The sequence below is a fragment of the Bacillus sp. JK62 genome (assembly GCF_053663455.1).
The window spans coordinates 124583-144281 of the sequence record NZ_JBSJQA010000001.1; the positions used below are offsets into that span (position 1 = coordinate 124583).

Below are 19699 nucleotides of genomic sequence, written 5' to 3' on the forward strand. Positions count from 1 at the left end.
AAAAGCCGCCATATGAATGGCGGCTTTCACATTAATTCCGGATCAAATAATCAAATGCGCCTAAAGCGGCAGTTGCACCTGATCCCATGGAGATAATGATTTGGTTGTACGGGCCGTCTGTGCAGTCCCCTGCGGCAAATAGGCCGGGAACGCTTGTCGCGCCGCTCTTATCGACGATGATTTCGCCGATGCGGTTGCGTTCGACGGTTTCGTCTAACCATTCTGTATTAGGCACGAGACCGATTTGGACGAATACACCTTGGAGTTCAACGTGTTTTTCTTCGCCTGTTTCACGGTCAACGAACGTAATGCCGTTTACGTTTTGGTCGCCTGTGATTTCTTTCGTTTGTGCATTTTTGTGCACAGTGACGTTTGGCAGGCTGTAAAGACGTTTTTGCAGGACTTCGTCTGCTTTCAGTTCAGGCGCGAACTCCAGCACAGTCACGTGATTGACGATACCTGCAAGGTCAATCGCCGCTTCGATTCCGGAGTTTCCGCCGCCGATAACGGCTACGTCTTTGCCTTCAAACAATGGTCCGTCACAGTGCGGGCAGTATGCAACACCTTTGTTTTTGAACTCTTGCTCACCAGGTACGTTGACATTGCGCCAGCGGGCACCTGTTGAAAGGATCACTGTTTTACTTTTCAGTACAGCGCCGTTTTCAAGTTCAAGTTCGAAGAGGTCTTTTTTCTCAAGGCGTTTCGCGCGCTGAAGGTTCATGACGTCAATATCATAATCTTTCACGTGCTCTTCAAGGCTTGCAGCGAGCTTCGGTCCTTCAGTCGCTTTGACGCTGATGAAGTTTTCGATGCTCATGGTGTCGAGTACCTGGCCGCCGAAGCGTTCAGCGACGACACCGGTGCGGATGCCTTTACGCGCCGTGTAGATCGCCGCGCTTGCGCCGGCAGGTCCGCCGCCGACAACAAGAACGTCAAACGGATCTTTGTCGGCAAACTCAGACGCATCTGCGCCGCTGCCCATTTTCGCGAGAATCTCTTCGATGGTCATACGGCCGCTGCCGAAAGATTCACCGTTTAAGAAAACAGTCGGAACAGCCATGATGTTTTTGCTTTCTACTTCTTCTTTGAATGCCGCGCCGTCAATCATTGTATGTGTGATATTCGGGTTGAGCACGCTCATCATGTTTAATGCTTGGACGACATCAGGGCAGTTGTGGCACGTCAGGCTGATATAAGATTCAAAGCGGTATTCTCCGCTGATGTTCTTAATCTGGTCAATGACCTTTTGATCAGCCTTAGGCGCTCTGCCGCTGACTTGAAGCAATGCCAGCACTAATGATGTAAATTCGTGGCCGAGAGGAACACCGGCGAATGTAACGCCTGTGTCTTCTCCGGTACGATTAACGCTGAAGCTCGGTGTTCTGTTTAATTCAGTTTTTTCAACTGAAATTTTAGATGACATGGAAGCCAGTTCGTCAACGAGAGCCAGCATATCCTTAGAAGTGTCATCGTCACCGGCGCTTACTTTGAGAACAATGTCGTTCTCAATTAGCTGCATGTATTGATTTAATTGTGCTTTGATATTTGCATCAAGTACCAATGGAATGCACTCCTTAGATTTTACCTACCAAATCAAGGCTAGGTGTAAGTGTTTCGCCGCCTTCTTCCCATTTAGCCGGGCAGACTTCACCTGGGTTTTGACGAACGTATTGAGCTGCTTTTACTTTGTTTACTAGGTTGCTTGCGTCACGGCCGATACCGCCTGCATTGATTTCAACTGTTTGAATAACGCCATCAGGATCGATGATGAATGTTCCGCGGTCAGCAAGACCAGTTTCTTCGTCAAGAACGTCGAAGTTGCGGGAGATCGTTTGAGATGGGTCACCGATCATTGCGTAAGTGATTTTGCCGATTTTTTCAGAGCTGTCATGCCAGCCTTTGTGTACGAAGTGAGTATCTGTAGAAACAGAGTATACTTCAACACCTAATTCTTTTAGTGCAGCGTATTGTCCTTGAAGATCTTCAAGTTCAGTCGGGCAAACGAAAGAGAAATCTGCTGGGTAGAAGCAGAAAACGCTCCATTGACCTTTCAAATCTTCGTTTGTTACATCGATGAATTCACCGTTTTTGAAAGCTTTTGCTTCGAATGGCAGTACTTCTTTTCCGATTAAAGACATAATATCTTCCTCCTGAAATGTGATTTGAAATATATTAAAAAGACAAAGCATTCACTTTATCTTTCAATAATAATTCTAATTATATATAGATTATTAAATAACATTTATTTTTTGTCAAGCTATATGGGGTATTATTTTCTGCTTTTTTTGCTTTAGACATTTAATAACGCCTGGTATAAGCGGTTTGGCGCTGCTTGTCATGTGTAGCGCCGGGCGAAAGGGGGATTCTCAATTGGTGAATCGAAACAGTAGGAATCAACCCCTCTATATGGCAGTATAAACCAAAGGGGGTATGATCATGCAAATAAATCACATTACTTTGTACAGTTGTGCGTTGGAGGAGACGAAACACTTCTATGAACGGGTGTTAGGTTTTCCTTTAATTGATGAGTCCGGTGATTCGTTTACCATCAAGGCGGGAGAAAGTGAGTTGGAATTCAGGCGCGCCGATTCTCACTCTCATCCGACGTATCATTTCGCGTTTAATATTCCGAATAATCGTTTTGATGAGGCGAAGGCGTGGATAAAGGATAAAGTCGTTTTTCAAACGGAAGATGGGGAGGATGAGGTGTATTTCTCTCATATTCAGGCGCGTTCCTTTTATTTTAAAGATCCGTCCAACAATCTGGCGGAATTCATCGCGAGAGGCACATCGCCGGCAAGCGCGGAACGTTTTTCGATTGAGTCCGTCCTTAATATCGGCGAGGTGAATCTGACGGCTGCCGAGGTGGTATCGACGGGGAAGGAGCTGCAGCGTTTCGGCATTCCGGTGAGAAAGCATGCGCCTCTTAGTGAAAACGGGTTTCATTTTATGGGTGATTACAATGATGGGGCGTTTTTGCTTTTAGGGCCGAGCGGCCGCCGCTGGATTTTTTCTGATCAGCATGCGGAGTTCCATCCGCTGTCTGTCATTGTGAACGGGACGATCCGCATTGAGGCTGACGGAGAAGGCGGCATTGACATCAGGAGGGCACAGCCGTCATAAAAAAGCCCGGGCTCAAAAGGCCCGGACTTGGGGACATTATTTATAAACAACCCGGGTGCTGCACATGATGTCGTGCAGCGTTTTTTTCTCTCCGAAGGCACCCATGATGAATCCGATATAAAGAATGAGCTTGGATATGATATAGGCGAAAGCGCGTCCGAAGGCCTGGCCGATGGAAATGCGTCCGCCATCTTCATTGACGACCTTAAGGCCGAGCAATGCTTTTCCCAGGGTCCCCTGCATCTTTGAGGCTGTGAGCAGGCTGAAATATAAGATGCTGATCACAATAGAGCTCACAAGAATCGGAATGACGCCGAACACCAGAAAAGAGATGTTAAACTGATTTTTGGTCATGAAGGGGTCAGCCGCCGCAACGCCTGCCGCAAATAAAAAAGAGACCATAAATTGAATGATAAAAATCGGAATTCCTATGATGATTTGATCAATGACGTAAGCCAGAAACCGAATCCAAAATCCTGCCGGTCTTTCCATGTATCTTTTTCTCTCCCTTGCTTTAATCTGGAATATTATACGTAATCATTCCGGATTTTGCAACGGAGCTTAGGCTTCTGCGAGCAGCCTCTTTCCCCATGCCAAGCGTCCCATGATCAGCCCGAAAGCCAGAAGGGCAAACATGATGCCGCACCACATCAGCTGATGGATTCCCAAATGTGAAATAAACCAGCCGCCCGCCGCCGTTCCGATGGTGATGCCGAGGTTGGAAAAAGAGACAAACAGGCTGTTGCCGAATTCGGGCGCCTCCTTTGCTTCCGCAGTAAGCCATGTCTGGCTGACAATGAGACCGCCGGAATGAACGGCGCCCCATACGAAGACGAGGACAGCCATCGGCGCGAAAGACGTCCCAAACCCGTATATGAGCAAGTAGGCGGCTGTATAAAGAAGCGGAAACAGGATGACAGTCTTTTTCATATTTTTATATAACAAAGCACCGAAGACGAAATTCCCGGCTATCATAATCACCCCGAAACTCATCAGCATGAAGCTGACCCATGTGCCGTTCATATGGGACACCTGTCCGAGATACTCCGCAAAATAGCTGTAGACAGAAAACATGGCCGCAAAGAGACAGGTGACGGCAGCGATATTGAGCCACAAAGCCGGTTTGCGAAGAATGCCGAGCTGGCTTCTGAAAGACATTTTTTCTGTGACCGGCATGGATGGCAAAAAGAGAAGAATGCCCGTGAACGCGATGAGACTAATGATAGCGCCGAATAAGAAGGCGGCTTCAAGGGAGAGACGATCCGCCAGATAAGACGTGAAAGGCACGCCGAACGCAAAGCCGGCGGTGATGCCTGAAAAGACTTTCGTTACGGCTTTTCCGGATTGGCCGGCGGGGACAAGCCGGGCCGCGGCCGCAAGCGCTACAGAAAAGAACACCGGGTGGCATAAAGCCGGAATGATCCGAAACGCCATCATGACACTGAAATGCGCCGTATACGCGTAGACCGCATTTGAAACGGCAAACATCAGCACCGCTAAAAGCAGAATGTATTTCCGGTTTATACCTGAAGCAAGCAAGGTCAAAAACGGTCCCGACACAGCGACGATGAACGCGAAAATACTGACAAGCCATCCCGCTTTTGAAGCAGAAATATGAAATCTGTCCGCCACTTGCGGAAGAACGCCGATAATGCCCATCTCGGTCGTGATAATTCCGAAAACCCCTAATGCCAAAAATAGAATGAAGATGGAACTGCTTTTTTTCATTGTTATGTATGCCTCCTTTTATAACTACATATACAGAAAAATAGATATGTTAGAACAAAAAAAGCCCTCCTTTCATGGTTATAGCTGGTGCTGAACATAGTCAGCAAAGGCTTTAATTTGTTTTTCGTTCCTTCTGTAATAGGTCCACTTTCCGATTCGTTCAGATTCCAGCAGGCCGGCTTTTTGCATGGTCAGCAGGTAGCTGGAGATGACGGACTGCGCAAGCCCTGACTTTGCCTGAATATCACCGACGCAAATTCCGGTGCGGAAACTGAGTCCCTGCTCAAGATAAGGCCTTTCAACAAAATGGTCTTCCGGGTGTTTAAGCCACGTCATAATATCACTTCGTGTTTTGTTAGATAACGCTTTATGAATCAATATCGGTTCCATAACGTTTATTATATCTATTTTTCTGGATTTGTAAATTCATTTTTAACAAAACATTCTCAAAATAACTAAATATCGTGCTAAAATATAACATATTATCAGATTACCGGTAAAAAAGCCGGGTTATTGTCAGGAGGATATTCACATGAATCAAAAGAAAAAAGGTGCGGTTGCGGTGACCTTGCTTTCCGCTCTGATGTTTTGTTTATTGCCGGTCCTCGTCTCGCTTTCTCCGCTTTCAGAAACGGGGCCGAACGCGAATCGTTTTAATTCCGCGGGCATGTGGGCCGCCGTCGGCCAGATCCTTGTTATATATGCGGTCCCGCTCATTATGTATATTCTCGGTGTTCGTGGCATGAAAATCATCATGGCCGTTTTTTGCGGAATCGGGCTTATCATTTGCGCGGCTGTCTTGTTGGTGGCGTTATTGACCGCAATTTCCTTAGGGCAGGAGCTGTCTCTTTATTACGGCCTTTTCGTTTGGTCAGGCGCGGCTTTCATCGTCAATGTGGTGTGGTATATTGCTGCGTTTCGATCATCCCCGAAGCATCAGCAGGCTATGTGACATTTGTTCTATAAATCTACCAAAAATACAAATATTTCATAGGGTGATTATGGTATGATGAAAGCGGTATAGCAGTTTTTAATAGAAACGGGAGGAACTGACATTGAAAAAAAAGACAGCTTCATTGCGAATGAAAACATTGGCGGCCGGCGCTGCGGTTGCTGCGGCTTTATCTGTGGGGGCGGTTTCTGATCTGCCGGGGGCAAAATGGCTGCATCCGGCCGCTGCTCAAGCTGCGGAAACGGTATTTAAACAAAATCATGCGGCATCCGGTTTCTTGGCGGGACGGTATGACGCGCAGGCGATGTCTCCGACGATGTTCAACTGGTCAAGAGAAAGTCGGTTTACAAGCACTGCCGATGGCGCGTTAAAATGGGAAAAGAATGTTCCGGCCACCCCTCAAAACGGTGCGGGAGCCGCGGTTGACGGGGACGGCACCGTATTTATTCAATCAAAGGACGGGAAGCTGACGGCGTATCATTCGGACGGTACTGTGAAATGGGTGACGGAAAACCTCGGGACGACCTATACGCTGACTCCGGTGCTCGGAACAAACGGTGTCATTTATCTTCCTTCTCACGATAAAAAACTGTATTTCATCGACAAAGAAACCGGAAACATTTTAACATCGGTTCCGCTGAGCGGAGCGCCGAGTTCCGATGCGGCTATCGGCTCTGACGGCACGCTGTATGTGTCGACGCTGGATAACTATATCTATGCGATTAAACCGACGTCGCCTTCGACATGGACGCAGAAGTGGAAGTTTAAAACAAACGGCGTGGTCGGTTCCGCTCCCGTGTTAGCATCAAACGGCACTCTGTATACGGCAACGTATAATAATATCTTTTACGCGATCAATTCCGGAACGGGCCAAGTGAAATGGTCAAAAACGACGTCCAACGGGTTTAAAGGTTATCCGGTTATTGATAGAGACGGCACCGTTTACGCCGGAAATCAGGACGGCAACTTATACGCCTATACATCAACGGGTGCTGTAAAGTGGACGTTCCCGTTAAACGGTTTCTCCAGCTCTTCATTAGCGATCGACCATAACGGCAATGTGTATATCGGTTCGGGAAGCGGCGAGCTGTTTTCCATCAGCAAAACCGGTAATATGAACTGGTCTTTCTATACGGACGGGCCTGTGAGAACGGCGCCGCTGATTGATGCGGACGGCAATGTGTACTTCGGTTCTGACGATAAAAATGTCTATGCGGTTGACGCTGACGGTAATGAAAAATGGCGCTATCAAACAGACAGCAATGTCATTTCCTCCCCGGTTCTGGCTGAAGACGGTACGCTTTATGTCGGCACTTATACGAAACTGCTCGCATTCGGGGCAAAAAAATAATAAAAAAGAATCCGCGTGCGCGGATTCTTTTTTATTTAGAGGCTTGAATAAATACGCCTTTTTCATGAGAGAATTCTTTAAAGCCGTACACACCGTGATATGAACCGATCCCGCTCGTATTGACACCGCCGAACGGAAGGTTGACGTCAGTGAAATGAACGACGACATCATTGACAGAAGCGTTGCCGGACGTCGTATGCTGCAGAACATAATCGATCAGCTCCTGATTATGGCTGAATACATACAAGGCAAGCGGCTTGTCCCGTTCAGTGATGTAATCAACGGCTTCACTGATATCTTCGTAATTCATAATCGGCAGAATCGGTGCGAAGATTTCTTCCTGCATGATCTTCATATCAGGCGTGACGTTTGTCAGCACGGTCGGAGAAATCGTGCGGTCATGCGCATCGAATACGCCGCCGAACGCCGTTTTCGCCCCTTTTTCAATGGCATCATCATACAGGGCTTTGACACGGTTAAAGTTGCGGTCGTTGACAATCTGCGTGAATTTGTTGCGGTCAACCGTATGATCATCCTCCATAAAACCTGCATTGACAATGGTCTGGAGAAGATCTGTAAAGGTGTCCTGTACATCTTCCTTCATAAGGAGATAGTCAGGAGCGATACATGTTTGCCCCGCATTGACAAATTTGCCGACGGCGATTTTTTTCGCCGCGTCCATCAAATCATAGCCGCTGTCGATGATCGTCGGGCTCTTTCCGCCAAGCTCAAGCGTGACGGACGACAAATGCTTCGCCGCTGCCGTCATGACGATTTTACCGACATTTGTGCTTCCGGTGAAGAAAATGTGGTCAAACGGCTGGTCGAGCAGTTCTGTCGCGACATCGACCTCACCTTCAAAAATGGCGACTTCTTCTTCGTGAAATGCCTCGCGAATAACTGTCGCGGCGATATGGCTCGTCTCCATCGTAAAATCGGACAGCTTCACAATCGCGCTGTTTCCCGCCGCAATGGCAGCCGCAAGCGGAGCCATCGTCAGCATAAACGGATAATTCCATGGGCCGAGAATTAAGGTAAGGCCTTTTGGCTCGTACATTAATACGCCGTCAGCATCGGGGCTGACGGATGAGCCGACGCGTTTCGGCGCCATCCAGGTGTCGAGATTGTTCATATTATCTTTAATCGCCTTGATTGTTCCCTGCGTTTCCGCTCTTTTCACCTCATGATAAGGCTTGCGGACGTCCCGTCTGATCGCCTCGATGATTTCTTCTTCATGTGCGGTGACGGCATCTAAAAAGCGCTGAAGCTTTTCTCTGCGCTGCCCGGCTGTTGAAGCACGCAGCGTTTTTTGATTTTTTTTCTGAAGCGCAAAGACGCGTTTGATGTCTGCTTTTATATGCTGATCCATCGGTCTTCCTCCTCTGGTTGCTTTTTTGTTTCTTCAGGGCCTATTATAATGTGATGTGATTTTGCGGCAAAGACAGCGTAAACGCATCTATACGTTACCGTACAAATTGCCGTGATCTGTCTAATGAAAGGAGTGTCTCTTATGCCGGATTCTGTGACAAATGACATCAAACAAGCGCTTTTGGCCATGCTTGGAGAGCGGGATATCCGCCGTGTGACCATGAAGGACATCGCCGGACGGGCGCACGTGAGCCGGGGGACACTGTACCTTTATTACGAAGATAAATATGCGATTTTAGAGGATATAGAGGAAGAAATGAAAGACGGGCTGAGCGAAGCGCTGTATGATTCGCTGAAGAATAAAGATGTGCTTCATTTACAGGGCGGATGGCAAAAAGTGCATCCGACACTGTCTTTTGTTGACCGGCATCGGGTGTTTTTTCAAACGATGATGGACCGTCATAAAATGCCGTATTTTCACTTTCATGCTTTTTTAAAAGATGTGTTCCGGCATGATGTGCTGCTGTCACCGGTCAATGCGGATTTCTCACCGACTGAACAGGATATGTACATTCATTACCGCGCGTTATACACGTATGCCATTGTGTTGTACTGGCTGAATGAGGAGCCCGGGGCATCCCCGGAAGAAATCAGCGGACAGGTGTGGGATTTGATTTCTCAAAAACGGTTTTACTGGCTGTTTGGCCGCCGGGTGCCGGAACAAGAAGAAAAAAAGCCCGCCGACCGCCGGGTGACCCGAACGAGGCAGGCCTTGCAAGAAGCCATGATCGGCTTAATGGCGGAAAAAAAAGAGTACGCGGCGATTACGATTTCCGATATTGCCCGTCAAAGCAACCTCCGCCGTGCCACTTTTTATGACCATTACGCCAACAAAGAAGCATTGCTGAAAACGATCATCCATCAATCATGCCGGGATCTGATCGGATTATTGACGGTAAAAGGAGACCCTGCCGACTGCTCCGTGGAAGAAGCGGAAGCCGCGCTCGTCCGTCTCTTTTCGGCACTGTCGGACGGCCTTCCGCTCGTTCATTTTCTGAGAGAGGGTTCCGAAGTGCCTGACGTCATCCCGGAAATGTTCAGAGCGCTGCAATCGTTTTATCTTCATCAGCCTCTGCACATTCAGGCGGGCAAAAAGCTCTATGCATACTATGTCGCGTCCATGCTCGTCGGCCTGATTCAATATCGTCTTCATGAAGGAAAAGACCACGCGCCGGATATGCTGGCCCGGGAGTTTCTGCAGTTTTTGGATGTAAAGAAGTATCGGGTGATTTTGCTGTGAGGATGATGAAAAAGAACTCGGCCGAAAACAGGCCGGGTTCTTTTTTGCTGTTTTCTTTGAGAAGTGCCGATATGAAAGAAACCTTCCATATGGCGCCTGATCAGCATTCTGCCGCCAAACATGACAAATGTCATATTCGGGGCATGATGGCTGCTACTACAAAAGCGTCTGGCGCCCCGTTATACTTGGGATCATAATGAAAAAGAAGGGACATGACATTCATGATCAATCACGCCGCAACTCAAAAACAAGCGTCTTTAAAAAAGCAGGTTGCCGCATTTTCCGGCGCCGATACAAAGCATAGTATCATTCAGCTTTTCAACACGTTTGTGCCGTTTTTTGCCCTTTGGTTTCTTGCTTACTTCAGCCTCAATATCTCCTATCTTCTGACCCTCGCCTGTACTGTTATAGCAGCGGGATTTTTGACAAGAATCTTTATTATTTTCCACGACTGCTGCCATCAATCCTTTTTCAAACAAAAGAAGCTGAACCGGCTGTTCGGGTTTATTTCAGGTGTTCTGACACTGTTTCCGTTCCTTCAATGGCAGCGAAGCCACTCCATTCATCATGCGACAAGCAGCAACTTAGATAAACGGGGCACCGGCGATATTTGGATGATGACCGTCAAGGAATACAACGAAGCGTCAGCCTGGACAAAAATACGCTACAGACTTTATCGCAATCCGTTTATTATGTTTATTCTCGGTCCGATTTACGTATTTCTGATTAAAAACCGTTTCAATGTAAAAGGCGCCCGCCGCAAGGAGCGCTGGAACACCTATTTCACGAACGCGGCGATTGTCTTATTGGCTGCTGCGACGTGCCTGCTTGTCGGCTGGGAAAACTTTTTGCTTGTTCAGGGTCCGATTTTCCTTATTTCGGGGTCAATCGGCGTCTGGCTCTTTTATGTTCAGCACACGTTTGAGGATTCTTATTTTGAAGCCGATGAGCATTGGGATTATGTGCAGGCCGCGGTAGAAGGAAGCTCCTTTTACAAGCTGCCGAAGCTTTTGCAATGGCTGACGGGCAATATCGGCTACCATCATGTCCACCACTTAAGCCCGAAAGTGCCGAACTACAAGCTGGAAGCGGCTCATGAGGGGCACGAGCCTTTAAAAAACGTACCGACCATTACGCTTAAAACAAGTCTTGAATCCATGAAATTCCGTCTGTGGGATGAGGACGAAAAGCAGTTTGTCACCTTTCGGGAGGCGCGGAAAACACCGGCGCCCCATCCGGTGCCGAAAGAACCTTTAAAGAAAAATGCCTGATACGGCGCACGGCTGGCTCTTTCTCTTATCAGAAAGAGCCTTCTCTTCATGCGTGAGGGTGCAATGAAGGCGGTGTTTTGATAAAGTGATGGTAGACACAAGCAGCAGAAGGTGGAACAAAGATGAAGAAGTATTTTAAATTTCAAAAACTGAACGGGATTTCTCCTTATATATGGACGATTTTTTTCATCCTGCCTTTTTATTTTATTTTTAAAAGCTCTTCTACCTTCGTCATCGTGGCCGGCATCATTTTCACGCTCGTTTTCTTTGGCGCATACCGCTTTGCATTTGTTGCAAAAGGCTGGCCGCTTTACTTATGGGCGCTTCTTCTGATCGGCATTTCGACCGGCTCAGCCATGCTGTTCAGTTATATTTATTTCGCTTTCTTTATCGCCTACTTCATCGGCCATATCCGAGACAAAGTTCCATTTTACATCTTATATTACATTCATATCATCAGTGCGGCGGTTGCCGTCAACTTCAGCCTTGTTCTGAAAAAAGAGTGGTTTTTGACACAAATTCCGTTTATCGTCATTACATTGATCAGTGCCATCCTGCTTCCGCTCAGCATTCGAAGCAGAAAGGCACGGGAGCGCCTTGAGGAGAAATTAGAATATGCAAATGAGCGAATTGCCGATCTTGTGAAGCTGGAAGAAAGGCAGCGCATCGCCCGGGACCTTCACGATACACTTGGACAAAAGCTCTCCTTAATCGGACTGAAAAGCGACCTCGCCCGAAAGCTGATTTACAAGGACCCTGAACAGGCCCGCGCTGAGCTGAAAAGCGTGCAGCAGACGGCCCGCACCTCTTTAAATGAGGTCAGACAAATCGTCTCATCGATGAAAGGCATCCGATTGAAGGATGAGCTCGGCAATGTTCGGCAAATTCTTGAAGCGGCAGGAATTGAATTTGTGTATGAAGAAAAAGAAGCGCCCAAACATATCTCTTTGCTGAACGAAAACATCGTCAGCATGTGCATTAAAGAAGCCGTCACCAATGTCGTGAAACACAGCGGCGCCAAAGTATGCCGCATCACCATTCAGCAGCTTTGGAAAGAGGTCGTCATTACGGTAGAAGACGACGGCAGCTTTCAATGCAGAGAAGACCGCTTTTTTTCAAAGGGGCACGGCCTGCTTGGAATGAGGGAACGTCTTGAATTCGCAAACGGCAGTTTAGCCATCGATACAGCCGCCGGAACAAAGCTGACCATGAGAATCCCGAATGATTCAAAATCAAAAGAAAAGGATGGTAGCAGATGATCAACATCTTCATTGCCGAGGATCAGCAAATGCTGCTCGGCGCACTCGGTTCGCTGTTGAATTTAGAAGAGGATATGACGGTTGTCGGCAAAGGCACAAGCGGCCAGGATGCCATCGATTTCGTGGAAAAACATGCGCCCGACATCTGTCTGATGGATATCGAAATGCCCGGGAAATCAGGTCTTGAAGCGGCAGAAGAACTCAAGGACAGCGATGTGAAAATCATCATTTTGACGACCTTTGCCCGCTCCGGCTATTTTCAGCGGGCGCTAAAAGCAGGCGTCAGCGGGTACATGCTCAAGGACAGCCCGAGCGATGAGCTCGTCAGCGCCATCCGCAGCGTCATGAAAGGAAGACGCGTCTACGCACCTGAATTAATGGAGGACATCTATAGTGAAGAAAACCCGCTGACCGAACGGGAAAAAGAGGTGCTCGAGCTTGTCGCAGACGGAAAAAACACGAAAGAAATCGCAAACGCCCTCAGCATCAAAAGCGGCACAGTCCGCAATTACGTTTCGATGATTCTGGATAAACTAGAAGTAAAAAATCGAATTGAAGCCATTACCCGATCAAAGGAAAAGGGCTGGTTTAAGTAACCCGCCCTCAGCTTGTTCAACCAGTGTTTTTTTACACTGGCTTTTTTTATTATCTATCGTCACTCCGTCTCTTCCTTCCACTTCTTATCAATCAGCATTTTCCCCGGCCAAGTGTATGCCATGATGCCGCCGTCTGCGGTGATGTCTTCTCCCGTGACGTAAGAGCTGTCGTCTGAAGCGAGGAAGAGCGCGACAGCCGCCATTTCTTCCGGTTTTCCGAGCCGGCCGAGCGGCGTGATCCATTTGTTGGCTTCACGGAACGCCTCGCCCATTTCGTCTTCTTTCGTGCCTGCCAATTTATCAATGAGCGGCGTTTCAATTGTGCCCGGCGATAAGGAATTGACGCGGATTCCGCTTCTGGCGTAATCAATGGCCATCGCTCTCGTCAGGTTCGTGATTCCGCCTTTTGCGGCGTTGTAGCCGGAGCGGTCAAGGTCTGCGGCCCGGCCGGACATGGAGGAGGTGTTGATGATGGAGCCTCCTTTTTCGAGCATGAGCGGAATCAGGTATTTGCTGCACAAAAATGTGCCGCGCAGATCGACGGCGATGATCCGGTCAAAAAGCTCGACCGGGTATTCATGGACTTTGCCGCCCTCTTGGTCAACACCGGCATTGTTAAACAGAATATCAATTGTTCCGTACCTTTGCTGAATGCCGTCCGCAAAAGACTTTACGTTTTCTTCGTCTGATACATCAAGGTGAAAGGCTTCTGCTTCTCCGCCGTTTTTTCTGATGGCGCTGACGGTTTCATTCAGTTCGCTTTCATTGATGTCACCGCAGATCACGCGGGCGCCTTCATCGGCGAAAACCCGTGCCGTCGCTTGTCCGATGCCTGTCGCGGCCCCTGTGATGATTGCGGTTTTGTCTGTTAATCTTCCCATATTGCGATGCCTCCTTTTTTTATAACTGTTCCCGCTGAATAGGGGGATAAACATATGGAGGTTTCTTTCTAAATACCTAATAAATATGTTAATATTATGTATATACATCATTGGGAGGTTTACATATTTTGAAGATACAGCATAAGAAGGAGATAGCGTTTTATTGTTATGCCATTGTTCCTATGGGATTTGCGATTTACACCGTTATCTCTATTCTGTTTCAGGACATCACGTTTCCTCTCACTGTAAGAAATGTTCTGCATGAGTCTTTGCGAAACTTAGGATCTCTTATCTTATTTAGTTTGTTTTTCTACCCGTCATACATATGGATGAAGAAGGAATTCGGCCGCCGGAAAGAAGCAGAGAGGAGAGGATGATCAACATTCTCTCTTTTTTATTGATAAAATGGGTGAAATGAATCCATTAACATGTTAAATTTACAATATATGCATCTGCTAATCCTAGTTGACAATTGTCACTGTATATGATAAATAGATGCTGAAAAGATTTTACATAACATCAAAGCATAATTAAAGGAGAGATCTGAAGTGCGGAAAAAAAAGTTTAAAGCAGAATCCAAGCGATTGCTGGACATGATGATTAACTCCATTTACACGCAGAAGGAAATTTTTCTCCGCGAGTTAATTTCCAACGCGAGCGATGCGATTGACAAAATCTATTACAAGGCGTTAACCGATGATTCATTAACGTTTGATCAAGACAATTACTATATAAAAGTGACGGCGGACAAAGAAGCGAGAACGCTCACCGTCACAGATACCGGTATCGGGATGACAAAAGACGAGCTTGAACAGCATCTCGGCACGATTGCGAAAAGCGGTTCACTCGCTTTCAAGCAAGAAAATGACTCGAAAGACGGCCATGACATTATCGGCCAGTTCGGCGTCGGATTTTATGCGGCGTTTATGGTGGCTGATAAAGTCACGGTGAAAAGTAAGGCGCTCGGCAGTGACGAGGCGTATGTATGGGAGTCGGAAGGGGCCGCCGGCTACACGATCGCGCCGTGTGACAAGGAAACCGTCGGTACGGAAATCACCCTGAAAATAAAAGAAAACACAGAAGATGAAAGCTATGATGAGTTTTTAGAAAACTACCGCATCAAAGCGATCGTGAAAAAGTACTCTGATTTTATCCGCTACCCGATCAAAATGGAAGAGACGGTCAACAAGCCGAAAGAGGGCAGCGAGAACGAATTTGAAGAAGTTCAGGAAGAACAGACGGTCAACAGCATGGTGCCGATCTGGAGAAAAAACAAAAGCGAGCTGACGGATGAGGATTACGAGGCTTTTTACGCTGAAAAGCATTATGGCTTCGATAAACCGCTGACCCACGTGCACATCAGCGTCGATGGAGCGGTGCGCTACAATTCGATTTTGTTTATTCCGGAAAACATGCCGTTTGACTATTATACGAAGGAATTCGAAAAAGGATTGGAGCTGTATTCCAACGGCGTGCTGATCATGAACAAATGCGCCGACCTGCTTCCGGATCATTTCAGCTTTGTAAAAGGCATGGTGGACTCTGAGGATCTGTCGCTGAACATTTCCAGAGAGATGCTGCAGCACGACCGCCAGCTGAAGCTGATTGCGAAAAACATCAATAAAAAAATCAAAGCCGAGCTGAAGAGCCTGCTGAAGAACAAAAGAGAAAAATACGAATCTTTCTATGAATCTTTCGGCAGACAGCTGAAATTCGGCGTCTATAATGATTTCGGCGCGAATAAAGACGTCTTAAAAGATCTGCTTCTCTTCTATTCATCTAAGGAGAAAAAGCTCGTCACTCTGGACGAATATGTGTCCAGAATGCCTGAGGATCAAAAATATATCTATTACGCGTCCGGCGATTCATATGAGCGGATTGAAAAGCTGCCGCAAACTGAAATGGTGGCGGACAAAGGCTACGAGATTTTATATTTCACGGAAGATATTGATGAATTCGCGATCAAAATGCTGACAAGCTACGAGGAAAAAGAGTTCAAATCCGTCTCAAGCGCCGACTTAGGCATCGACAGTGACGAAGATGATAAGCAGACTGAAGCCGAAGAAAACGAATATAAAGACCTGTTCGCAAGCATGAAAGAGATTCTTGCGGATAAAGTCAAGAATGTCAGAGCCTCAAAACGCTTAAAATCTCATCCGGTCTGCTTTGCGACAGACGGCGAAGTGACGATCGAAATGGAGAAAGTGTTAAACGCCATGCCTGACAGCCAGCAGGTCAAAGCGGAAAAAGTGCTGGAAATCAACCCGAATCACGAAGTGTTTGAGACGTTAAAGAACGCGCACGGACAAGATCGGGAAAAGCTTGCATTGTACACAAACCTGCTGTACAATCAGGCGCTTCTGATTGAAGGGCTGCCGATCCATGATCCGGTCGAGTTTACGAATGATATCTGCAAAGTCATGGTATGACGCCAAAAAGGAATCGCCCGGCGGGGCGATTCCTTTTTTGATTACAGTGTGCGCTGTTTAAGAATTTGATTTTGTTTGCTGCGCTTCTTTAAGGAGAACCGTTTTTTCAAGTGCGTTTCGATTTCTTCTAAACTTTTGCCCTTCGTTTCAGGAACGATGTAAGCGGCAAAGAAGAAGGATGTAAGGCAGATGACTGAGAATATTCCGAACACCCAGCCGATGCCCATGGCGCTCAGCATAAGCGGAAATACCAGCGAAACGATCAGGTTGGTTGCCGACAGAATCAATGTCGTAAATCCGGTTGCGGCTCCGCGTGCGTTTGACGGGAACAGCTCCGGCATCAGAACCCATACGACGGGACCCCATGTCGCCTGATAAAAGACGATATAGATTCCGAGAAACAGCACGGTCAGCCAAGCTGTTGAAGCTGACAGGCCGGCCAGAAGGAGAATGGCTGATAGTGACGCCAGGCTCAAGGTAATGCCGACACTTCCCCACATCAGCAGTTTTTTCCGGCCGATCCGGTCAATTAAGATCATGGCGGTGATACACATGATGACGTTTAAGACACCGATGCCCATCGTGCCGAGAACGGACGCCGAAGTGCCGAGTCCGGCCTTTGTAAAGATGGTCGGCGCATAGTAAATCACCGTGTTGATCCCGACCGCCTGCTGGAAGATGGCGAGGCCGATCCCGATCAGCAGCATAGGACGGATCCATTTTGCTTTCAGCAAGCCGAGCGTAGATTCTTTTTTCTCAGCTTCTCCTTGTTTCATTTCCGCCAATTCAACGGCGATATCCTCTTTGTCGTGAGTCATTTCCATGACTTGTCTGGCTTCCTGCTCACGGCCGCGTTTGACGAGCCATCTCGGAGATTCCGGCATAAACGCGATTCCGATTAATAAAAGCGCCGCCGGTACTGCCGCGAGACCGACCATCCAGCGCCAAGCTTCAAACGGGGTGAATATGTAATTCACAATATATGCGAGTAAAATTCCGGTCACAATCATTAAGTTATTCAATGTGCCGAGCGTTCCGCGTATTTTTGTCGGCGCCATCTCAGATAGATAAACGGGAACCAGCGCCGTTGAGCCTCCGACGGCTAACCCGAGAATGACACGGGAGATAATCAGCATAGTGACGGTTTGCGAAGCCGCACAGGCAAGCGCGCCGATAATAAAAATGAGTGAAAGGACGAAAACCACTTTTCTCCGGCCCCATCGGTCAGAGCATGTCCCGCTTAAGGCGGACCCGAAAATCGCACCGAGCAGCAGCATGCTGACGACCAATCCCTCGGTCAGTGTGTTTAAAGGAATATCATTGTTAATAAATAACAAAGCCCCTGAAATCACACCGGTGTCATAGCCGTAAAGCAGCCCGCCCAATGCTCCGAAAAAGTAAATCAGGTATTTTTTGGTGTTTTTCTTCACAGATGATCCTCCTCATCTTTTGGAACGCATAATAGTTTATTTAGATAACTATTTCATTCCCCGAAGAGAAAAATATAAACATAAAAAAACACGCCCTTTCAAAAAGGCGTGTTTTTTTTTCTTAGGAAAACAGCTTATCAATAAACGCGATTTCTTCAGCAGATAGCGTAATGGAGGCTGCTTTCATGTTGTCTTTTAATTGATCCGCGCGTTTGGCGCCCGGAATCAGGATATCGATTTCAGGTCTCGCCAAGTACCAGGCAAGCACGATATGCGCCGTATCGGCATTGTGCTTTTCAGCAATCGGTTTGAGCTGGTTGACTTTTTTGATGTTTTCTTTAAACTGCTCCCCTTGGAAATGCGCCTGATCATTGCGCAGGTCGCCTTCCGGGAAGGTTGTGTTCTCGTCGTATTTGCCGGCCAGCAGTCCGGATACGAGCGGGAAGTACGGAATGAATGAGATGCCGTGTTCTGTTGTATAAGGGAAGAAAGTCTTTTCCGCCTCACGGTTCAGCAGGTTGTATTCTCCTTGAACCACGTCGACTAAGCCGTCTTTATTGGCTTCTTTCAGCTGCTCCAAAGAGAAATTGGATACGCCGATGGAACGGATTTTTCCTTCTTTTTTCAGCTCATTCAATGCTTGAACGGCTTCGTCCTTCGGCGTGTGCTCATCCGGGAAATGGATGTAGAATAAATCGATGTAATCCGTCTGCAGGCGTTTCAGACTGTCTTCGACCGATTGTTTCAAAAAGGCCGGTGAGTTGTCGAAAACAAAGTCATCGCCTTCTTTTCTGTGAGCGGCTTTTGTGGCGATGAAGACATCCTCGCGGTTATATTCTTTCAGCACCTCGCCGATCAATTCTTCAGAACGGCCCACACCGTAAATATAGGCAGTATCTAACATGGTAACGCCGCTTTTAATCGCTTCCCGGACCAATTCTTTTCCCGTTTCTTCATTCAGATTCGGATAGAGATTGTGTCCGCCGACCGCATTTGTTCCCAAACCGATCGGAAATACCTTTAGGTCAGTTTTGCCGATTGTTACTTTGCTCATGTTTTCGCCCCCTGAAAAAATTGGATATCATAGCGCCTGCCGGGAAAATACGGCAGCGTTCTCTATTAACTATAACGCTATGCCAAGTGAATGTCGATTTGGTGCTCTTGGCAATACTTCGTATATTCCTCATCGAGCTGCTGAGAAGTGACAATGCTGTGAAGCCGGTCGAAAGGCGCGTATGTCAAAAGCGTGGATTTGCCGAATTTGGAATGATCCGCGAGCAGATACACTTCGTTCGCCTTTTCGGAAATTTTCTTTTTCACCTCGTATTCCAGTAAATCGGAATTCGTCAGGCCGTGGGTGATCGTTGTCCCGGTAGCGGACATGAACGCCTTGTTAATGTTGTATTTATTGAGGGTGCTCGGATCATCAATGCCGACAAACGACCTTGTCTTCCGCTTGTAGTTATTGCCGATGATGATCAGGTCGATATTTTTCATGGATGAAGCGGCGTTAATAATATCAAGGCTGTTCGTCAACACCGTTACATTCTTATCCGGGTCAAGCGTCTCCAGCATCGATTTGGTCGTCGTGCCGGAATCAATAAATACAAGATCGTGATCCTCGATAAACCGCGACGCATAGCGGGCGATTTTGATTTTTTCATCCTGATGTTGAATGGTGCGGTTCTCAAAAGGGACGAGCACAGATTTTTCTGCTGACGTCACGCCGCCGTACACCTTTTTGATCACCCCTTTTTCCGCAAGCTTATTAATATCGCGTCTGACCGTGTTTTTAGAGACGTTGAATACCTCGCACAGCTCATCCAGCGAAGTGGCTCCGTGTTTGAGAATGTATTCTTCCATCTCCTGAATCCGCATCAGTTTCATAAAAAAACTCCTTCTAGAATTCTTAAAGTAATTAAAATATATAATAAACACCAAGAGTTAATCAATAGTTACTTAACAAATGATAAAAAAGAGGGTTCCCACCGTACGATTCGACACGGTTCGC

Annotated in this window: 19 protein-coding genes; 9 read left to right on the plus strand and 10 right to left on the minus strand. The window is 47.3% G+C overall.

Features of this window, described 5'->3' with window-relative positions; genetic code table 11:
- Nucleotides 1–31: 31 nt before the first annotated feature.
- Complete coding sequence (gene ahpF / locus ACWJJ4_RS00645) at nucleotides 32–1561, minus strand: alkyl hydroperoxide reductase subunit F (protein ID WP_021494656.1); 1530 nt, start codon at nucleotides 1559–1561, stop codon at nucleotides 32–34.
- A 13-nt stretch (nucleotides 1562–1574) separates the two neighbouring features.
- Nucleotides 1575–2138, minus strand: coding sequence for an alkyl hydroperoxide reductase subunit C (gene ahpC, locus ACWJJ4_RS00650; protein WP_004393188.1), 564 nt, complete (start codon nucleotides 2136–2138; stop codon nucleotides 1575–1577).
- Nucleotides 2139–2436: 298 nt separating this feature from the next.
- On the opposite strand from ahpC, the gene ACWJJ4_RS00655 reads away from it, so the two are divergent.
- Nucleotides 2437–3123: a VOC family protein gene (locus ACWJJ4_RS00655; RefSeq protein WP_102422104.1), complete on the plus strand. Its 687-nt coding sequence runs from the start codon at nucleotides 2437–2439 to the stop codon at nucleotides 3121–3123.
- A gap of 36 nt (nucleotides 3124–3159) precedes the next feature.
- On the opposite strand, the gene ACWJJ4_RS00660 is transcribed toward ACWJJ4_RS00655, so the two are convergent.
- The 3 genes from ACWJJ4_RS00660 to ACWJJ4_RS00670 form a co-directional block, all read right to left on the minus strand.
- Nucleotides 3160–3615, minus strand: a complete 456-nt coding sequence (locus ACWJJ4_RS00660) for an RDD family protein (protein ID WP_454021353.1) — start codon at nucleotides 3613–3615, stop codon at nucleotides 3160–3162.
- A 69-nt stretch (nucleotides 3616–3684) separates the two neighbouring features.
- Entirely contained in the window at nucleotides 3685–4851 is a 1167-nt protein-coding gene (locus ACWJJ4_RS00665; protein WP_146283914.1) for an MFS transporter, read from the minus strand.
- Between the two features lie 78 nt (nucleotides 4852–4929).
- Entirely contained in the window at nucleotides 4930–5241 is a 312-nt protein-coding gene (locus ACWJJ4_RS00670; RefSeq protein WP_326374924.1) for an ArsR/SmtB family transcription factor, read from the minus strand.
- Between the two features lie 142 nt (nucleotides 5242–5383).
- On the opposite strand from ACWJJ4_RS00670, the gene ACWJJ4_RS00675 reads away from it, so the two are divergent.
- Together ACWJJ4_RS00675 and ACWJJ4_RS00680 are read left to right on the plus strand one after the other, a co-directional pair.
- A complete protein-coding gene (locus ACWJJ4_RS00675; protein ID WP_094247348.1) occupies nucleotides 5384–5803 on the plus strand; it encodes a DUF5391 family protein in 420 nt (139 codons plus the stop codon).
- Between the two features lie 130 nt (nucleotides 5804–5933).
- The gene (locus tag ACWJJ4_RS00680; RefSeq protein ID WP_109955233.1) at nucleotides 5934–7154 is read left to right on the plus strand and encodes an outer membrane protein assembly factor BamB family protein; all 1221 of its coding nucleotides are present in this window, start codon (nucleotides 5934–5936) and stop codon (nucleotides 7152–7154) included.
- 31 nt (nucleotides 7155–7185) lie between these two features.
- Here ACWJJ4_RS00680 and ACWJJ4_RS00685 read toward each other — a convergent pair whose 3' ends face one another.
- A complete protein-coding gene (locus ACWJJ4_RS00685) occupies nucleotides 7186–8523 on the minus strand; it encodes an aldehyde dehydrogenase family protein (RefSeq protein WP_004393206.1) in 1338 nt (445 codons plus the stop codon).
- 141 nt (nucleotides 8524–8664) lie between these two features.
- Between ACWJJ4_RS00685 and ACWJJ4_RS00690 the strand changes: the two genes are divergently transcribed.
- From ACWJJ4_RS00690 to ACWJJ4_RS00705, 4 genes are all read left to right on the plus strand, one after another.
- Nucleotides 8665–9822, plus strand: a complete 1158-nt coding sequence (locus tag ACWJJ4_RS00690; protein WP_015418578.1) for a TetR/AcrR family transcriptional regulator — start codon at nucleotides 8665–8667, stop codon at nucleotides 9820–9822.
- A 221-nt stretch (nucleotides 9823–10043) separates the two neighbouring features.
- The gene (locus tag ACWJJ4_RS00695) at nucleotides 10044–11093 is read left to right on the plus strand and encodes a fatty acid desaturase (protein ID WP_015418577.1); all 1050 of its coding nucleotides are present in this window, start codon (nucleotides 10044–10046) and stop codon (nucleotides 11091–11093) included.
- Nucleotides 11094–11215: 122 nt separating this feature from the next.
- Nucleotides 11216–12352: a sensor histidine kinase gene (locus ACWJJ4_RS00700; protein ID WP_004393210.1), complete on the plus strand. Its 1137-nt coding sequence runs from the start codon at nucleotides 11216–11218 to the stop codon at nucleotides 12350–12352.
- Entirely contained in the window at nucleotides 12349–12948 is a 600-nt protein-coding gene (locus tag ACWJJ4_RS00705) for a response regulator transcription factor (RefSeq protein WP_102422101.1), read from the plus strand. The genes ACWJJ4_RS00700 and ACWJJ4_RS00705 overlap by 4 nt, the downstream gene beginning before the upstream one ends.
- Nucleotides 12949–13007: 59 nt before the next feature.
- Here the strand turns inward: ACWJJ4_RS00705 and ACWJJ4_RS00710 are convergent, their stop codons facing one another.
- The gene (locus tag ACWJJ4_RS00710; RefSeq protein ID WP_046560160.1) at nucleotides 13008–13829 is read right to left on the minus strand and encodes an SDR family oxidoreductase; all 822 of its coding nucleotides are present in this window, start codon (nucleotides 13827–13829) and stop codon (nucleotides 13008–13010) included.
- Nucleotides 13830–13957: 128 nt separating this feature from the next.
- On the opposite strand from ACWJJ4_RS00710, the gene ACWJJ4_RS00715 reads away from it, so the two are divergent.
- The gene (locus ACWJJ4_RS00715) at nucleotides 13958–14206 is read left to right on the plus strand and encodes a hypothetical protein (RefSeq protein ID WP_046560159.1); all 249 of its coding nucleotides are present in this window, start codon (nucleotides 13958–13960) and stop codon (nucleotides 14204–14206) included.
- 171 nt (nucleotides 14207–14377) lie between these two features.
- Entirely contained in the window at nucleotides 14378–16258 is a 1881-nt protein-coding gene (htpG, locus tag ACWJJ4_RS00720; RefSeq protein WP_454021354.1) for a molecular chaperone HtpG, read from the plus strand.
- 41 nt (nucleotides 16259–16299) lie between these two features.
- Here htpG and ACWJJ4_RS00725 read toward each other — a convergent pair whose 3' ends face one another.
- The 3 genes from ACWJJ4_RS00725 to ACWJJ4_RS00735 all read right to left on the minus strand — a co-directional run bounded on the left by ACWJJ4_RS00725 (nucleotide 16300) and on the right by ACWJJ4_RS00735 (nucleotide 19575).
- Nucleotides 16300–17688 carry a sugar porter family MFS transporter gene (locus ACWJJ4_RS00725; protein ID WP_004393218.1) on the minus strand — a complete coding sequence of 463 codons (1389 nt, stop codon included), beginning with the start codon at nucleotides 17686–17688 and terminating at the stop codon, nucleotides 16300–16302.
- A gap of 121 nt (nucleotides 17689–17809) precedes the next feature.
- The gene (locus tag ACWJJ4_RS00730; RefSeq protein ID WP_454021355.1) at nucleotides 17810–18742 is read right to left on the minus strand and encodes an aldo/keto reductase; all 933 of its coding nucleotides are present in this window, start codon (nucleotides 18740–18742) and stop codon (nucleotides 17810–17812) included.
- Between the two features lie 77 nt (nucleotides 18743–18819).
- Nucleotides 18820–19575 carry a DeoR/GlpR family DNA-binding transcription regulator gene (locus ACWJJ4_RS00735; protein WP_004393223.1) on the minus strand — a complete coding sequence of 252 codons (756 nt, stop codon included), beginning with the start codon at nucleotides 19573–19575 and terminating at the stop codon, nucleotides 18820–18822.
- Between the last annotated feature and the right edge of the window lie 124 nt (nucleotides 19576–19699).

Bases quoted from the DNA above. Each gene is read 5' to 3' on its own strand.
- ahpC (WP_004393188.1), bottom strand. From the start codon at position 2,138: ATGTCTTTAATCGGAAAAGAAGTACTGCCATTCGAAGCAAAAGCTTTC.
- ACWJJ4_RS00655 (WP_102422104.1), top strand. From the start codon at position 2,437: ATGCAAATAAATCACATTACTTTGTACAGTTGTGCGTTGGAGGAGACG.
- ACWJJ4_RS00660 (WP_454021353.1), bottom strand. From the start codon at position 3,615: ATGGAAAGACCGGCAGGATTTTGGATTCGGTTTCTGGCTTACGTCATT.
- ACWJJ4_RS00665 (WP_146283914.1), bottom strand. From the start codon at position 4,851: ATGAAAAAAAGCAGTTCCATCTTCATTCTATTTTTGGCATTAGGGGTT.
- ACWJJ4_RS00670 (WP_326374924.1), bottom strand. From the start codon at position 5,241: ATGGAACCGATATTGATTCATAAAGCGTTATCTAACAAAACACGAAGT.
- ACWJJ4_RS00675 (WP_094247348.1), top strand. From the start codon at position 5,384: ATGAATCAAAAGAAAAAAGGTGCGGTTGCGGTGACCTTGCTTTCCGCT.
- ACWJJ4_RS00680 (WP_109955233.1), top strand. From the start codon at position 5,934: ATGAAAACATTGGCGGCCGGCGCTGCGGTTGCTGCGGCTTTATCTGTG.
- ACWJJ4_RS00685 (WP_004393206.1), bottom strand. From the start codon at position 8,523: ATGGATCAGCATATAAAAGCAGACATCAAACGCGTCTTTGCGCTTCAG.
- ACWJJ4_RS00690 (WP_015418578.1), top strand. From the start codon at position 8,665: ATGCCGGATTCTGTGACAAATGACATCAAACAAGCGCTTTTGGCCATG.
- ACWJJ4_RS00695 (WP_015418577.1), top strand. From the start codon at position 10,044: ATGATCAATCACGCCGCAACTCAAAAACAAGCGTCTTTAAAAAAGCAG.
- ACWJJ4_RS00700 (WP_004393210.1), top strand. From the start codon at position 11,216: ATGAAGAAGTATTTTAAATTTCAAAAACTGAACGGGATTTCTCCTTAT.
- ACWJJ4_RS00705 (WP_102422101.1), top strand. From the start codon at position 12,349: ATGATCAACATCTTCATTGCCGAGGATCAGCAAATGCTGCTCGGCGCA.
- ACWJJ4_RS00710 (WP_046560160.1), bottom strand. From the start codon at position 13,829: ATGGGAAGATTAACAGACAAAACCGCAATCATCACAGGGGCCGCGACA.
- ACWJJ4_RS00730 (WP_454021355.1), bottom strand. From the start codon at position 18,742: ATGAGCAAAGTAACAATCGGCAAAACTGACCTAAAGGTATTTCCGATC.
- ACWJJ4_RS00735 (WP_004393223.1), bottom strand. From the start codon at position 19,575: ATGAAACTGATGCGGATTCAGGAGATGGAAGAATACATTCTCAAACAC.